Source organism: Pseudomonas sp. GW821-FHT02A11 (genome assembly GCF_059421985.1).
The window spans coordinates 392485-406425 of sequence record NZ_JBWKWB010000001.1 but is presented as its reverse complement, the minus strand read 5'-3'; the positions used below and the strand labels follow the sequence as shown (position 1 = coordinate 406425).

Annotated in this window: 16 protein-coding genes and 1 tRNA gene; 9 read left to right on the top strand and 8 right to left on the bottom strand. The window is 59.6% G+C overall.

What is annotated here, in order from left to right:
* The first annotated feature begins 30 nt into the window (after positions 1–30).
* From AC07V9_RS01905 to AC07V9_RS01890, 4 genes are all read left to right on the top strand, one after another.
* Positions 31–654, top strand: coding sequence for a LemA family protein (locus AC07V9_RS01905; protein WP_495013994.1), 624 nt, complete (start codon positions 31–33; stop codon positions 652–654).
* Positions 654–1385, top strand: coding sequence for a TPM domain-containing protein (locus tag AC07V9_RS01900; protein ID WP_495013993.1), 732 nt, complete (start codon positions 654–656; stop codon positions 1383–1385). Before AC07V9_RS01905 ends, AC07V9_RS01900 begins: the two co-directional genes overlap by 1 nt.
* Positions 1386–1412: 27 nt before the next feature.
* A complete protein-coding gene (locus tag AC07V9_RS01895) occupies positions 1413–2030 on the top strand; it encodes a TPM domain-containing protein (protein WP_495013992.1) in 618 nt (205 codons plus the stop codon).
* Positions 2031–2136: 106 nt separating this feature from the next.
* Entirely contained in the window at positions 2137–3354 is a 1218-nt protein-coding gene (locus AC07V9_RS01890) for a class I SAM-dependent methyltransferase (RefSeq protein ID WP_495013991.1), read from the top strand.
* On the opposite strand, the gene AC07V9_RS01885 is transcribed toward AC07V9_RS01890, so the two are convergent.
* Entirely contained in the window at positions 3351–4250 is a 900-nt protein-coding gene (locus AC07V9_RS01885; protein WP_495013990.1) for a DMT family transporter, read from the bottom strand. The genes AC07V9_RS01890 and AC07V9_RS01885 overlap by 4 nt on opposite strands.
* Here AC07V9_RS01885 and AC07V9_RS01880 point away from each other — a divergent pair.
* Positions 4249–4725, top strand: a complete 477-nt coding sequence (locus tag AC07V9_RS01880; RefSeq protein WP_495013989.1) for a hypothetical protein — start codon at positions 4249–4251, stop codon at positions 4723–4725. The two genes, AC07V9_RS01885 and AC07V9_RS01880, sit on opposite strands and share 2 nt — an antisense overlap.
* 205 nt (positions 4726–4930) lie before the next feature.
* Complete coding sequence (locus AC07V9_RS01875; RefSeq protein ID WP_495013988.1) at positions 4931–5368, top strand: DUF2442 domain-containing protein; 438 nt, start codon at positions 4931–4933, stop codon at positions 5366–5368.
* Positions 5369–5385: 17 nt separating this feature from the next.
* Here AC07V9_RS01875 and AC07V9_RS01870 read toward each other — a convergent pair whose 3' ends face one another.
* The gene (locus AC07V9_RS01870; RefSeq protein ID WP_495013987.1) at positions 5386–6417 is read right to left on the bottom strand and encodes a DUF4917 family protein; all 1032 of its coding nucleotides are present in this window, start codon (positions 6415–6417) and stop codon (positions 5386–5388) included.
* 193 nt (positions 6418–6610) lie between these two features.
* Between AC07V9_RS01870 and AC07V9_RS01865 the strand changes: the two genes are divergently transcribed.
* The 3 genes from AC07V9_RS01865 (at position 6611) to AC07V9_RS01855 (ending at position 8199) form a co-directional block, all read left to right on the top strand.
* On the top strand, positions 6611–6838 hold the full coding sequence (locus tag AC07V9_RS01865) for a hypothetical protein (RefSeq protein WP_495014133.1): 228 nt from the start codon (positions 6611–6613) through the stop codon (positions 6836–6838).
* Between the two features lie 96 nt (positions 6839–6934).
* Positions 6935–7168 carry an SPOR domain-containing protein gene (locus tag AC07V9_RS01860; RefSeq protein ID WP_495013986.1) on the top strand — a complete coding sequence of 78 codons (234 nt, stop codon included), beginning with the start codon at positions 6935–6937 and terminating at the stop codon, positions 7166–7168.
* A 149-nt stretch (positions 7169–7317) separates the two neighbouring features.
* Positions 7318–8199, top strand: coding sequence for a LysR family transcriptional regulator (locus AC07V9_RS01855; protein WP_495013985.1), 882 nt, complete (start codon positions 7318–7320; stop codon positions 8197–8199).
* On the opposite strand, the gene AC07V9_RS01850 is transcribed toward AC07V9_RS01855, so the two are convergent.
* The 6 genes from AC07V9_RS01850 to AC07V9_RS01825 all read right to left on the bottom strand — a co-directional run bounded on the left by AC07V9_RS01850 (position 8196) and on the right by AC07V9_RS01825 (position 13869).
* Positions 8196–9413: a YbfB/YjiJ family MFS transporter gene (locus AC07V9_RS01850; RefSeq protein ID WP_495013984.1), complete on the bottom strand. Its 1218-nt coding sequence runs from the start codon at positions 9411–9413 to the stop codon at positions 8196–8198. The genes AC07V9_RS01855 and AC07V9_RS01850 overlap by 4 nt on opposite strands.
* A 396-nt stretch (positions 9414–9809) precedes the next feature.
* Positions 9810–9883, bottom strand: a tRNA-Gly gene (locus tag AC07V9_RS01845).
* A gap of 226 nt (positions 9884–10109) precedes the next feature.
* A complete protein-coding gene (locus AC07V9_RS01840; RefSeq protein WP_495013983.1) occupies positions 10110–10994 on the bottom strand; it encodes an alpha/beta fold hydrolase in 885 nt (294 codons plus the stop codon).
* Between the two features lie 311 nt (positions 10995–11305).
* The gene (locus AC07V9_RS01835) at positions 11306–11998 is read right to left on the bottom strand and encodes a pseudouridine synthase (protein WP_495013982.1); all 693 of its coding nucleotides are present in this window, start codon (positions 11996–11998) and stop codon (positions 11306–11308) included.
* A 171-nt stretch (positions 11999–12169) separates the two neighbouring features.
* Positions 12170–12391 (bottom strand): cysteine-rich CWC family protein, encoded by a 222-nt coding sequence (locus tag AC07V9_RS01830; RefSeq protein WP_495013981.1) that lies wholly within the window; start codon positions 12389–12391, stop codon positions 12170–12172.
* Entirely contained in the window at positions 12388–13869 is a 1482-nt protein-coding gene (locus tag AC07V9_RS01825) for a sensor domain-containing diguanylate cyclase (protein WP_495013980.1), read from the bottom strand. The genes AC07V9_RS01830 and AC07V9_RS01825 overlap by 4 nt, the downstream gene beginning before the upstream one ends.
* Between the last annotated feature and the right edge of the window lie 72 nt (positions 13870–13941).

The window sequence follows — 13941 nt, the reverse complement described above, 5'->3', positions numbered from 1 at the left end:
CCATAAAAACCACCAAGGAGTGCGCAAGCCATGCAAATAGAGCGTTACGGGCACGTTCGGGGCAGTCGTTACAATTTGTCACTAACACTGCTGATGTTGCTGAGCACGTTGCTGGCCGGTTGCGGCATCAACAACATTCCGACCTATGACGAGCAGGTCAAGGCGGCTTGGGCACAGGTGCAAAACCAGTATCAGCGCCGGGCTGACCTGATCCCCAATCTGGTGGAGACCGTGAAGGGCTACGCCAAACAGGAACAGGAGACCCTGACTGCCGTGATCGAGGCGCGGGCCAAAGCGACGTCTATTCAGGTCGACGCCAGCACCTTGAACGACGCGGCCAAGCTCAAGCAGTTCCAGGACGCCCAAGGGCAACTGACGGGTGCCTTGAGCCGGTTGATGGTGGTGTCCGAGCGTTACCCTGACCTGAAATCCAACCAGAATTTCCTCTCGCTGCAGTCACAGCTTGAAGGCACGGAGAACCGGATTGCCGTCGCACGCCGCGATTTCATCGCCGCCGTCGAGAAGTACAACACCGAAATCCGTACTTTTCCCGGCCGTATCTGGCATTCGGTGATGTACAGCGACCTGCCGATTCGCCCCAATTTCGAAGCCACTGCTGCGGATGCCGATAAAGCCCCGCAAGTGAAATTCTGATGCAGTGGGCGCGGCGGGGAGTAGCAGTCGCGTTTCTGGCGATGCTTTTGGGTGTCCTTGCGCAGCAGAGCTTTGCAGCGATCAGCTTTCCGCCGTTGAGTGGCCGCGTGGTCGACACGGCGGACATGATCGACAACCCGAGCAAAGAGCATTTGTCGCAGATGCTTCGCGCTCATGAGGAGCTCACCACGGAGCAGGTCGTGGTGGTCACGGTGCCGAATCTGCAGGGCAGCACCATCGAGGATTACGGCTACCAGCTCGGGCGGTTCTGGGGCATCGGCCAGCAGGGCAAGGACAACGGCGCGCTGCTGATCGTCGCCAAGCAAGAGCGCAAGGTGCGCATCGAGGTCGGCTACGGCCTTGAGGACCGGCTCACTGACGCGCAGTCCTCGGTGATCATCAATCAGATCATCACCCCGGCGTTCAAACAGGGCGACTTCGTTGGCGGCATCACCAAAGGCACCGAAGCCATCGTGCAGGTGCTCGGCGGCGATCCCTTGGCCGAGCCCGTGGTCGGGGCGTCGGGAGGCGACGACGTCACGGACTGGCGCATGACGCTGCTGTTTTTCGTGCTGTTCGTGATCGCTGCTTATATCAGTATCCGTCGGGGCGGTGGCATCGGCTTCATGGGTTCGGGCGGCTCAGGCGGCTTCGGGTCGGGTGGCTCGGGCGGTTCAAACTCCGGCGGCGGTGGCAGTTTTGGTGGGGGCGGCGCCTCCGGTGGCTGGTAATCGATGGTTTTCTATAAGGCTTAACCCATGGCATTACTGACTGAAGACGAACAGCGCCAGGTCGCCAAGGCCATTGAAACGGTCGAGCGCAGCACTGATGCGGAGCTGGTGACCGTGCTGGCCGCCAGCGCTGACGATTACGCCTACGCACCACTGATCTGGGCCGGCCTGATCGGTTTGCTGCTGCCGGGGCTGATCAATTTCTACCCCGGCTGGCTTAACGCCAACGAATTGCTGTTGACCCAAATAGCGACGTTTATCGTCGTCGCGCTGCTGTGTCGCTTGCCTGGTCTGGTCACCCGGCTGGTCCCTGCGACCGTCCGGCACTGGCGAGCAGGCAGCTTGGCCCGGCGGCAATTTCTTGAGCAAAACCTGCATGCGACGGCGAACGGAACCGGCGTGCTGATCTTCGTCAGCGAGGCGGAGCGCTACGTCGAGATCATCGTCGACGACGGCATCGCCCGGCACGTGGACGACATGGTCTGGCGCTCGATGGTCGATGTGTTCACCCAGAAAGTGGGCGAGGGCAAGATTCTTGAGGGCTTTCTGGGTTGTATAGGTTCCTGTGGTGAAGTGCTGAGTCATCAGGTGCCGGTGACACAACCGCGCAACGAGCTGCCGAACCGTCTGGTGGTGCTGGAGTAGCCTAATCCGATCTACGGGGTGGAGGTGGTACATATTTATATGCACCTCATCCCCGCATCCCGCCTAAAATACCGCCCTCGCATTTTGCTTCCCGAGGCTTCACCCGATGTCCGCCACTGCCCCCAACGCCCTGTCTGCGCCGGATCACCGCGCCCAGTTCCTGAGCCTGCTCGACACCTGCCTGACGCAGAACTCGCTGATCAAGCTGGTGCTGGCCAAATACGTCGGGAGCGAGGCGGAGCTGCAGCGGATCATCATCAAGCCGACCACGATCAAGGATCAGCCGTGCCTGTCCTTCGTCTATCGCTACAAGACCCGCGATATCACCAAGAATCACCCGCTGGCTGAAGCCCAGGCGCTCATCGCCGAGCTGTTGCCCGAGTCGTTCAAGAACGCCCATTTGCTCTCGCTCACCGACGAGGTGCAGCTGGAGTTCAGCAAAAAGGGCAAGAGCACGCTGTTTTGCAACAAATCCCAGCAGCAACGTGAGGCGCCTTCCGCCGAGCACGACCGCGAGAAGAAGCGCTATCTGGAGCTGAGCCGTCCATTCCTCACCGATCTGGGCGTGACCAACAAGCAGCATGAGCTGATTCCCGCGATGTCGCGCAAATGGAAGCAGATCAACAAGTTCATCGAGGTGTTTTCCCACGCGCTGGCGACCTCACCTATCAAGCTCGACAGGCCGGTGACCGTGGCGGACTTCGGGTCGGGCAAGGGCTATCTGACCTTCGCCATTCACGATTACCTGCGCAACACCCTGCAGGCTGAAGGCAATGTGACCGGGGTCGAACTGCGCGAAGACATGGTCACCCTGTGCAACAGCGCGGCGAGTCGTCTGGAGCATCCGGGGCTAATGTTCAAATGTGGCGATGTGCGCTCGGTGGCGCCCAGCGAACTGGACGTGATGATTGCGTTGCACGCCTGTGACATCGCCACCGACTACGCGATTCACACCGGCATTCGCTCCGGCGCGTCGATCATCATGTGCTCGCCGTGCTGCCACAAGCAGATCCGCCTGCAAATCCAGAGCCCGACGCTGCTCAAGCCGATGCTGCAATACGGGCTGCACATGGGCCAGCAGGCCGAGATGGTGACCGATGCCTTGCGTGCGTTGCTGCTGGAAGCCTGTGGCTACGAGACCAAGGTGTTCGAGTTCATTTCGCTTGAGCACACCAACAAGAACAAGATGATCCTGGCGGTCAAGCGCGCGACACCGGTCGATCCTGCCGAGCTGCTGGCGAAGATCCAGGAACTGAAAACCTTCTACAACATCAGCGAGCAATGCCTGGAGACGCTGCTCCAGGCGGATGGCCTGCTCGGTTAAATCCGGGATGCAACCACGGGCTTGGGCGCGATGACGGCTGTCTTGCGCCCGATGGCCAGGGTCACGACCACGCCTGCAGCGAAGATCCAGGTGATCGGGTCGATGTGTTCACCAAAGAACAGCGCCGAAAAGGCCATGGTGAAGAACAGCTGAACCAGCTGGATCTGACTGACCCGCGCGATCCCGCCCATGGCCAGCCCTGCGTACCAGGCGAAGAAACCGATGAACTGGGAAAACAGCGACACGTAACCAAACGCCCACCAGGCGCCCATGGAAATCGGCCCCTGATGCTGGGACGCGAGGTAACCGACCGGGATGATCAACACCGGAATCGAGATCACCAGCGCCCAGCAGATCACCTGCCAGCCGCCCATCTGTTTCGCCAGTCGGCCGCCTTCGGCATAGCCCAGGCCACCCACGGCCACGGCGCCGACCATCAACAGATCACCCGCCTGCAAATTGCCCGCGCCGCTGATCAGCGCATAGCCCAGCACCAGAACACTGCCCATGGCTGCGCAGGCCCAGAAGGCGCGGGAGGGGCGTTCGTGGGACAACCACGCCGCGTAGATTGCCACCAACAGGGGCTGCAGGCCGTTGACCAGCGCGCCGTGGGACGCCGGAAGGGTTTTCATCGCCCACGCCGACAGCACCGGAAAGCCGATGATCACACCCAGTGCGACTACCAGCAGCGCCTTGAATTGCGCGACTGTCGGCAGCTTCTCGCGACGCCACAACAGCAATGCCGCTGCTGGCACCGCCGCGACCAGCGCCCGGCCCAGGCCATTGAGCAGTGGGTGGATTTCCTGAACGACGATGCGGGTCATGGGCAGTGTCAGGCTGAAGATCACCACCCCGACCAATCCGAGGATCATGCCGGTGTTTTCGCGAGAGGACATGTTGAATCGTGCCTTGTTCTTATTGATGAAAAGAAGACACTCATTCAGCCACAGATCCGGAGTTTGGCCCCTTAACAGCTGGCGACAGAATCAGCCGTACACTTCTGGTTGCATGGGGGAAGCGCCGTTTACCGGGATTTTTCCGCAGGCGTCGCTTGCGGCCGGCATGTTGGTGCAGAAATTGAATGCCATCTTCCTGCAACAGTTTGAAGGTCAAATTGCTGCCATCGAATTCAGTCAGGAGAGCCATCGTGTCGGTCATCGGAAAGTGGGCGTTGCAAGGTGTCGTAGTGTTCGTGTTCGCATGGATGGCGACCGTAGCGGCTCAGTGGTCAGCGAGCGTCGTCAGATCGACAAGCAGCGACCGCCTTGCCGCATTCAGCAGCGTTCGACTGTCGACCGAATCGATAGCCGCCAGCGTCGGCAAAAAGGCGCAGGGCAACGCGGTGGCAGTGGGGGCGTTGTCGGAAAGTAACGAGTAAACGCGCAGGATTGGGAAGATTGGGAGCGTTGTGCTTTCAGGAGCGACGACCGGACCTTAGTGGGTCCGGTTTTGTTTTTTGGGAGTTAGTAAATGATGATTTCGTTAGGGAAATTTTTTCTCTAGTATTTGCCGCCATGGTTACCCTAAAAGCGATATGCGGCGGGTATCTTACGAGCAAAACCGGAGGACATGACCTATGCCGAGCAAACTACTCATCGCCGCCGTGCAGCCCGTCCCAGGCAAACTCGCGTTGATCATCGACTGGAACAACGGCAAGCGTCACACCGTCGATCTTCCAGCGTTCCTCGACCAGTTTCCTGCTCTTGCCCCCTTGAAGAATGTCGAGCTGTTCAGCCAACCGGCAGTAGGCGAATGGGGGTTCGACGTTACCTGGGGAGATGACCTTGAAGTCGCGGCTTCGACATTGCATCGTCTGGCACTTGAGCAGTCCGGAGAGGTGATGCCCACTCGAGACTTCAAGCAGTGGATGGCAAAAAACAACCTGTCGTTATCGGCAGCAGCGGTCGAGCTTGGTTTCACGCGCCGCACCATCACCGCGTACAGCAGTGGTGCCGCGCTGATTCCCAAGCACGTCGCGCTGGCGTGCAGGGGGTGGGAATACGAGCATCGCTGAGCGTTTATCCTGCCAGCTCACGCCTTCTTCACCTCCACCGTTTCCTTCAACCGCGCCACCGGCACCGACAACGCCGCACTCCCCAACGGGTGCGTCTTGGCGTCGAAGAACTTCAGCTCGATACTCTGCCCCTCGAACAACGCGCTGTAATGGCGCTTTTGATGCTGGACGAAGGATTCACTGCGCGGCAGGATCGAGATCGCCAGAGTCTTCGGGCGGGCTTGCAGCACGGCATCGAGAATGTGTCGGTCCTGTCTGCCCAGGGCGTGGCCGAAGATGCATAGGGCGCCCTGATGCTGCGCCAGCTGGGCGTGGCAGAAGGACAGGTAGTCCGAGCCGCGGATGATCTTCATCTTGTCGACGCTGCGCCCTTCGCAGACGAACAACGGCACGTCATCCAGGGCGTTGACCGCGAAGCTGCCGAGCAAGGTGCTTTCCGAAGACTGCAATTTGCGCGCGGTGCCGTCGAAGTTTTTCACCAGGTGCATGCCGCCGTGAAGATACAGGATGCGCGTGGCGTGGCTGTCGGTGCGGTGCAGGTTGAATTCGGCATCGTCGTCGAACAGGTCATCGAACGGCTGGGCGCCATGCATCACCGCCCAGTAGGCGAGCAGGTCGTAGTTGGTCGAGTAGACCGTGGCGTACTGGCTCAGCGCCTGACTGATGTGGGCGATGGTCGCGGCTTCCATCAAGCGCCACGGAATGTGGGCCGAGCGGATGCCGTGGATCAGCGCTTCCTTGATCGCGAAGTAGCGATTGCGCGGCGAGGACGAGCTGATGGTCAGCGCGGCATTGACCCGCATCGCAACCTTCAGGCCGCTGAGCACCGGTTCGAAATTCTCGGTCTCCATCGATTTGAACAGCGCCAGCTCGGTCGGGCTCAGCGGCTTGTTGCGCGTGGTTTGCGCCAGTTCGAACAGCGAGTCGTAGGCGAAGTTCTTCCAGACGGCGAGGCTTGCGCCGTTGCCCAGCAGCAAGCCCGAACACGGATGGGTGGTCTGCAACTGGGCCCAGTCGGCCAGTTCGGCGTCAAAATCGGTGAATTCCATCGTCTCGCTTCGCTTTCAGGTGAGCAGGCACTGACCGGGGCCAGAACGGAGTGGACTTATAGGAATACCATCGCGGCTTGTCAACGCCGCTGCCTGTGATCGGCCAACGGGCAAATATTTCGAACCGCTGTGAAACCCGCTTCTCTAACGTCTAACGCTTGAACCCCCAACCCGGTTCGTTTCAGAGGTGATCATGAAGACCGATCCTGTGAACACCCCCGCGGCGCAAAGCCCAGGTCCCAATCCAAACCCCATGGAAACCACCCGAACCAGCGAAGCCGAGCGCCAGGCACGTGAGTTCGGACGGGTAGAAAGCACTGACGATAAAGAACGCGAAACTCCGCCCCCGCAGACCTGGAAACATCCCGACGACGGTAAAAGCCTGTCTGAAAAGGACGAAGAAATCCCCCTCAAGCCCTGACCACCATTGGTCCAGAGGTTGTTTACACGACCTCGACCGGGTGTAAGGTCTTGCAGGTGAAAACCACAACACTCTCTGAATGAGAGGGAGGCACCCATGCATAACGCGATGCTTAGCAAAACCCATTTCAATGGTTACGACGTGATCAACGTCAACAACGGCCCATGGCGAGTCTGCACCCATCAAGACCGACTCGGCTCGTTCGAAACGCGGGAGGAAGCCATGGCATTCGCGGCGTCGCTGCCTGCTTTTAAAGAGCGAACGGCGATGAAGGCGGATAGCGAGGAAGGGAAGAAAGCGGCTACAGAGAAAGGCAGCACGAAGCACTGATTCAATGAGACCATCCGGAGCCCCGATACGGTCGGGGCTCTTTGCCCTCAACTGTGCGCCAACTTGTTCCTCTAAAAGCTAGGGCTTAATCTCTAAACGACAGGGCATTGCATGCCAGTTCTTTTTTTAGAGATAGGTAACCTGTGGACGTGATCGATCTGAAAGTCGTCGACGCCGTCGCCCGGCACGGCAGCATGAACAAGGCGGCTGTCGAGCTGAACACGGTGCAGTCGAACGTCTCATCAAGAATTCGCTCGCTGGAGGACGAACTTGGTGTCTCACTATTTCAGCGCAGCGCCAAGGGTGTGCAAATCACCCCGGCCGGTCGGCGCGTTTTGCCCTACGCCGCCAGGCTTTCCAAACTCCTCGCCGATGCCTCGGCCGCCGCCCGCGATGATGGCACGCCCACGGGTGTGCTGGAAATCGGCACGCTGGAAACCACCCTCGCACTTCGCTTGCCGCTGCTGATCGCACGTTTTGCCAAAGCCTGGCCCGACGTTCGCCCGTTGGTCCGCACCGGCACCACCCACAGCCTGATTCAGGCGGTGGTCGACTGTAAGCTCGAAGGCGCATTTGTCGCCGGTCCCGTCAGCCATCCGGAATTACAGGCCGAGACGGTTTTCCACGAAGAACTGGTACTGGTCACGTCCCGTGCCGTGACCAGTCTGGAGGCGATTAGGGCTATCACCCATTTGAAGACCGTTGTGTTTCGTGTCGGCTGCTCGTATCGCCAGCGGCTTGATGCGCTGTTGGCGAGCTTGGGCATGCTTGCGCCAGAGCCACTGGAGTTTGGCTCGATCGATGCGATCATCGCCTGCGTGTCTGCCGGCGTGGGCATCACGCTGCTGCCTCGAGGCGTGGTGGCCGATGCGTGGAAGGAGGGGCTGGTGGCTGTTCATGAGATTCCGCGCGCGTTCTCCCAAGTCGAAACCGTGTTTGTGCGGCGCCTCGACAGCCATTTTTCCAGCGCACTGGCCACCTTCCTCGACAGCGTGCACCTGGACAACCAAAGTCGCGCCTTGAACGCTTAGCGCGTCTGGTTTGTCGAGGTGCGCGCTGCGCAGATGTCGATCAGCAATGCCAGCGCGATGGCCCCGGTTCCGAGCACGAACAGCAGCGAGTAATTGCCGTCGGTGAAGGTGAACAAGTAGGAAAATCCATAGGCCGCCACTGCCTGAAACAGTGCAAACCCTACCGTTGCCGTGCGCCATGCCGCGCCTTGTTGGGCGGGGTGGTGGGCCAGCAACTCTTGTACGCGACCGAGAACCAGCGGCACCGTCCCGGTCACGAACGCCCCGACCACGATACTCGACGCCATCAGCCACGGCGCGTTGACGCCCAACGCCGGGATGCACACGCACACCCCTTCCAGAATGAACGACAGACGCAACGCCAGACCAAAGCCCACCCGATCCGCCAACACCCCGGCCAGCAAAGGCCCCAGCGTCGCGCCGACGCCGAACAGCACCCAATACTGCGCGCCTACCTCAAGACCTTTGCCCAAGCCGTGGGCCACGAAGGCCACCAGGAAAATCATGTGCGGCACCCAGCCTGCTGCGTTTAGCGCGTACTCGGCGTACAAAGCCTTGAGCGTGGTGTTCTTTGCTTGGCGCGGGTGCCGGCTGGTTTTCACAGGCGCTGCCTCCTGCATCGGCCAACCCTTCCAGGCCAGTGCGGTCAACAGCAGCGATATCACGCCAAGCCCAAGCCAGGTCTGCTTCAAACCTTGTTGCAAGAGCAGTGGCACCAGCGTTCCCGATGCCGCAATGCCGATACCCACCCCCATGAAAATCACTCCACCCGCCAGGCCTTTCTTTGAAGGCGCGACATGGGCCAATACCGCAGGCGCTGCCAGCACCATCAACGCTCCGCCCGAGATGCCCGACAGCAGACGCCAGACGAAAAACCACCAGTAGGAAACTGGAAACGCGCACGCCAGAAACGCCACACTGGCCAGCAGCATCATGGCCCGCAGCGTGAAGGTCGTTGACGATTTCTCGGCCATCACACGCCCGGTCAATGCGCCGATCAGATACCCCGCCAGATTCGCCGCCCCGAGATAGGCCGCTTTGGACGAATCGAACCAACCCGCATCGATGATTGCTGGCAGCAGCGGCGTGTAGGCAAATCGCGCAAGCCCGATGCCGACCAGACTTGCAGAAAAGCCTGATGCGATTCCCCACCTGATGTTCTGGGGCGTGGCGTGGGAAGGTGTGGGGGGAGAGGGGGAGTGTGAGTGTTCCATCTTCGTCGTCTGGGTGATTTCGGATGGAACAACGTTACGCGCGCAACGGGTATCTCAATAAGCGAAAAGAAAAGATAGATGTTATCTGTTTTAAGGATATGCAGGCCCACATCGCTTGATTGCATTCCGCTGGACCAGTGGGGTGAGCGCTGCCGCACTGGTTCGTCGAAGCAGAGATGAGATGGAACCTTAGGCTTTTCTAAGTTCACGAAAAGCAGCGCCTGCCGTGGGCGCAGCCTATGCTATGCGTTCAGTGATGTGGGCCACTGCAAGATTCGACGACTTACATGCAGCGAAGCGGGGCATGCGTACGCCTGAAGCCAATATTCTTGAGGTCTGGGGAGGGTGAAGGGGTGCAAGGAGAGTTGGCTGGAAGGCCCGAAAATGCTGGGGAAATGGAGCGGGTAGAGGGAATCGAACCCTCAACTAAAGCTTGGGAAGCTTTCGTTTTGCCACTAAACTATACCCGCTTTTTGCATGTGTCTTTGTTGGCTAAATCAGGCCACTCGATACGCCTGATTCGTGATCAGCTTGACGCTTTCAGCGGCTGACTTTGTACCAGATGCGAACGCTGAAATGAAGCGTTAAATGCCTCGCAGGGAAAATCAGCGGTCTGCCGATAAGGTTCGGGATTCATTCGCCGAGGGCTGTTGGACGGGCGCTGGCGAATGAATCCTTGCCTTGAGACCTTCACGGTCAGATTGCAAATGCATGGTTGGATTGTACCTGTCGGTAGCGTGTTCGGGCCGGTTCCGGCGCTGGGGTGAGGAAGTCCAGCAGGGCGTTTCGGGAGTCCAGGCACGCGGCCTTGTGTTCCATGTCCAGAAAGTGCCCGGCGCTTTTGATGGTGGTGAAGTGGCAATCGCGGATGTGGTTGCTGAACAACCGCGCGTCGGGGGCGGCGGTGTATTCGTCCCATTCGCCGTTCATGAACAGCACCGGCACATTGATGCGCTTGGCGGCCTTGATCTGGCCGTGGGTGCTGGTGTCCAGCACATGGTTGATGTGGTGGTGCATCTGCGCGTACTCGTGCAGGTCCAGTGAGCTCACGTGTTTATAGTTGAAGCGCTTGAACAGCGACGGCAGGTGCTTGCCGATGGTGCTGTTGATCAGCGTGCCGACTTCGAAACGATCGAACGCGCCCAGATGCTGCTGACCGCGCGTCAGGTAATCACGCATCGGTTCGTTGATCACCGGCGAGAACGAACTGATGACGGCCTTCTCGATGCGTTTCGGCCGATGGGCCAAGGCAACCAGTGCCGCCGCACCACCCCATGAAAACGACATGATGTGTTCAGCGTTGAAGTGGTCGATCAGCTCCAGCAGGATCTGGCCTTCCAGTTCCTTGGTCAGGGGCCTTTCGTGAACGTTGTGGGGTTTGGATTTGCCCGCGTAAGGCTGGTCGTAGAGGACCACGTTGAATTGCGGGTGCAGGTTGCGGACGGTCTGGGCGAAAGATGCTGTAGTGGCCAGTGAGCCGTTGACCATGATGATGGTCTTTTCTGCGGCATCTGCGCGATAGAACTCCGTGTAAACCCGAAACTGGCCCTGTATATCAAGCACAGCGATTTCTGGCCTCATATCCATGTCTCCTGACGTTAAAACAGGTGTGCGCGCAATCACGTTGCACGAGTTTCGTGACAGGTAGGCAATGCCTTTTAAAGGGGGGCCCATGTCGGTACGCAACGTCTGTCCGACAGGTATTGTTATTGGCGGGCGGTTTGCCGGACCGGTACCTGAAGGAGCGTGGTGCCGACAAAAAGTTTCTTGGAATGCGTGCGTGACTCTCCGGTCACATGTGGACCGACGATTGGATTCAAGCAGGCGATCAGAGATGTCGCAAGTGCCGTTCGTGAATTGTCCGACATGATCTGCCGGGCGGTCGAAAGGCGTCAGATCTGCTGAATCTCTTCAGCCGTCAGGGCCCGGTACTGGCCGGGGGCAAGGGCCGGGTCGAGTACCAGCGGGCCCATGCTTTCGCGGTGCAGGCCCACGACCTTGTTGTTGAAATAGCCGAACATTCGTTTGACCTGGTGATAGCGGCCTTCGACGATGCTTAGCCTTGCGCGGTGGCTGTCTAAAATGGTCAATTGCGCGGGCAGCGTGGTGAGGTCTTCGAAAGCGAAGTAAAAGCCTTCGGCGAATTTCTCGATGTAGTGCTCGGCGATCGGCTGCTCGGTTTCTACGTCGTACACCTTGGGCAGTTTAGTCGTCGGTTGGGTGAGGCGACGCGACCACTGGCCGTCGTTGGTGATCAGCATCAGGCCCGAGGTGTTGAAGTCCAGACGACCGGCAATGTGCAGATCAGATTTGTCCGGCTCGTTCAACAGGTCGAGCACGGTGGGATGGTGTGGGTCGGTGGTGGCACTGACGCAGCCCGGCGGCTTGTGCAGCATGAAGTAGCGCGCGGGTTTGCCGGGCTGCAGGATTTCGTCGTCGACGCAGACCTGGCTGAATTCGCGGACGTCGTGCAGTGGGTCTTTGATTGTCATGCCATCGACTTTTACTCGGCCGGCGAGCAGCGCCAGGCGCACGTCCTTGCGGCTGAAGCGGGGGAGGTTGCTGAGGAAGCGGTCGAGGCGCATGGCAGTTCGGGGTGCGAGAAAGGACGGCATGTTATGTCAGACGAGACTGACGCTGAAACCTGTAGGAGCGAATTCATTCGCGAATCGGTTTTCCAGACGATGCATCTCCATCGTATGTACCGTCCTATCGCGAATGAATTCGCTCCCACAGGAATCGTGGCGTTCATGCGATCAGCGGCGGGGCGTTACGGCTTCTTCGACCAACCCCGCACAGCGAGGACACAGGCACGACTTGTCCCGCAATGGCTCCGGCAGCGCCACCAGCACCGCGGGGTCGATGGTTTCGGTGAAGCACCAGCAGGCCTGATCCACCGTACGTGGATCGGCCAGGGTGCAGCGGTTGCTCTGGCCGCAGACCGGGCAGGTGTCGGGGCCGTTTGCCGGTGTACTCATGCCGTTTCTGCCATTTCGATACAAACCTGATTGCGACCGCTCTGTTTGGCGCTGTAGAGCGCCTGGTCGGCGCGGGCGATCAGGCTTTGCAGGGTGTCGCCAGGGTGCAGCTCGGTCACGCCCAGGCTGACCGTGACCTGCAGGGCTGAGCCTGTGAACACGTAGGTGTGTTGCTCGGCCAGCAGGCGAATTTTCTCGGCGACGCGTCGGGCACCGCTACTGTTGGTGTCCTTGAGCAGGATGATGAACTCCTCGCCCCCCCAGCGGCAAATGATATCGCTTTCGCGCAGGCACCGGCGTACATCGTCGGCAAAGCCGATCAGCACTTCGTCACCGGCGAGGTGGCCGTGAGTGTCGTTCAGGCGCTTGAAATGGTCCAGGTCCAGCAGCATGGCCGACAGCGATCTGTGCTCGCGTCGCGCGTCTTCGATGGCTTTGATGGCGATCCGGTCAAAGCCGCGACGGTTGGGCAGGCCGGTGAGGCTGTCGACCATGGCTTGGGTTTCGATGCGCAGCTGGAAGCGGCGGATGACCCGATGCAACAGGTACAGTACCAGCAGCATCACGGCCAGGCAGATCGACAGGTTCAGGTACAGCGACTGACGAATGTCGTTCAGCGCGCCTTCTTCACGTTTATCGACGAACAGGTACCAGTTCAGCTCCGGAATGTAGCGCACGTTGAGAAAGTGCGCGTCGTCCCTGGATTCGTATTGATAGTTGCCACTCTGTGGCTTGGGCATCTGCGCTTGCAGATCCTTGAGGTTGGGTAGCTCGCGCAGTACTTGGCCGATCTTCGCGCCTTGCGGGCCGCCTTCGGCGCCAGTCAGCACCAGCCGGCCGAACGCGTCGACGAAGTACACGCTGCGCTGATAACGCTGCTGATAGCGGTCGATCAGCTTGATCACGGCATCGACGGTCAGGCCTACGCCGGTGGCGCCGATGAAGTTGTCGTTGTAATCAAAGACTTTGTAGTTGATGAAGAAGGTCAGGTTGTCCTTGTTCGCCAGGTCCGGGTCGACGTTGATCTCGTAAGGCTCGGGCATGTCGCGCACGCGGTAATACCAGGTGTCGCGAGGCTCGTCGGGTTTGATCTTCTTCAGCACGCCCTTGGCCTGGTAATAGGTCAGGCTGTGGTTGGAGACGAAGAATGAGGTGTAGGCGCCGTAGTGGTCCATGACCTCCTTGAGATAGCGGGTCATCTGTTGCGGGTCTTTTTCGCCGGCCACCACCCAGTCGCGCACGAAGGTGTCGCGGGCCATCATCGAAGAGATGAGCACGGGGCGCACCAGATCCTTCTGGATCTCGGAGTAGACCGTGTCGGAGGTCAGCGGCAGTTCAGTGTTGACGATGCTGTCACGGATCGCATCGCGCGACGCGAAGTAGCTGAGCAAGGATGTCGCCAGAAAGCCACTCCCCAACAGGATCACCAACGTCAACAGCAGGGAGCGTTGTGAGTGGAGCGTGGAACGAAGGGGCATGACCAGTCCGCTTGAATAAGTAGTCCATTAAACGAGACATGCTAGCCTGATGCCACCTCATCGCGCCATGGG

What these genes read in the sequence shown, in the direction of transcription:
- AC07V9_RS01895 (WP_495013992.1), top strand. Translation starts at nt 1,413, where the DNA reads ATGGCATTACTGACTGAAGACGAACAGCGCCAGGTCGCCAAGGCCATT.
- AC07V9_RS01835 (WP_495013982.1), bottom strand. Translation starts at nt 11,998, where the DNA reads ATGCGCCTCGACCGCTTCCTCAGCAACCTCCCCCGCTTCAGCCGCAAG.
- AC07V9_RS01885 (WP_495013990.1), bottom strand. Translation starts at nt 4,250, where the DNA reads ATGTCCTCTCGCGAAAACACCGGCATGATCCTCGGATTGGTCGGGGTG.
- AC07V9_RS01905 (WP_495013994.1), top strand. Translation starts at nt 31, where the DNA reads ATGCAAATAGAGCGTTACGGGCACGTTCGGGGCAGTCGTTACAATTTG.
- AC07V9_RS01875 (WP_495013988.1), top strand. Translation starts at nt 4,931, where the DNA reads ATGCCGAGCAAACTACTCATCGCCGCCGTGCAGCCCGTCCCAGGCAAA.
- AC07V9_RS01825 (WP_495013980.1), bottom strand. Translation starts at nt 13,869, where the DNA reads ATGCCCCTTCGTTCCACGCTCCACTCACAACGCTCCCTGCTGTTGACG.
- AC07V9_RS01865 (WP_495014133.1), top strand. Translation starts at nt 6,611, where the DNA reads ATGAAGACCGATCCTGTGAACACCCCCGCGGCGCAAAGCCCAGGTCCC.
- AC07V9_RS01880 (WP_495013989.1), top strand. Translation starts at nt 4,249, where the DNA reads ATGTTGAATCGTGCCTTGTTCTTATTGATGAAAAGAAGACACTCATTC.
- AC07V9_RS01830 (WP_495013981.1), bottom strand. Translation starts at nt 12,391, where the DNA reads ATGAGTACACCGGCAAACGGCCCCGACACCTGCCCGGTCTGCGGCCAG.
- AC07V9_RS01890 (WP_495013991.1), top strand. Translation starts at nt 2,137, where the DNA reads ATGTCCGCCACTGCCCCCAACGCCCTGTCTGCGCCGGATCACCGCGCC.
- AC07V9_RS01860 (WP_495013986.1), top strand. Translation starts at nt 6,935, where the DNA reads ATGCATAACGCGATGCTTAGCAAAACCCATTTCAATGGTTACGACGTG.
- AC07V9_RS01850 (WP_495013984.1), bottom strand. Translation starts at nt 9,413, where the DNA reads ATGGAACACTCACACTCCCCCTCTCCCCCCACACCTTCCCACGCCACG.
- AC07V9_RS01900 (WP_495013993.1), top strand. Translation starts at nt 654, where the DNA reads ATGCAGTGGGCGCGGCGGGGAGTAGCAGTCGCGTTTCTGGCGATGCTT.
- AC07V9_RS01840 (WP_495013983.1), bottom strand. Translation starts at nt 10,994, where the DNA reads ATGAGGCCAGAAATCGCTGTGCTTGATATACAGGGCCAGTTTCGGGTT.
- AC07V9_RS01870 (WP_495013987.1), bottom strand. Translation starts at nt 6,417, where the DNA reads ATGGAATTCACCGATTTTGACGCCGAACTGGCCGACTGGGCCCAGTTG.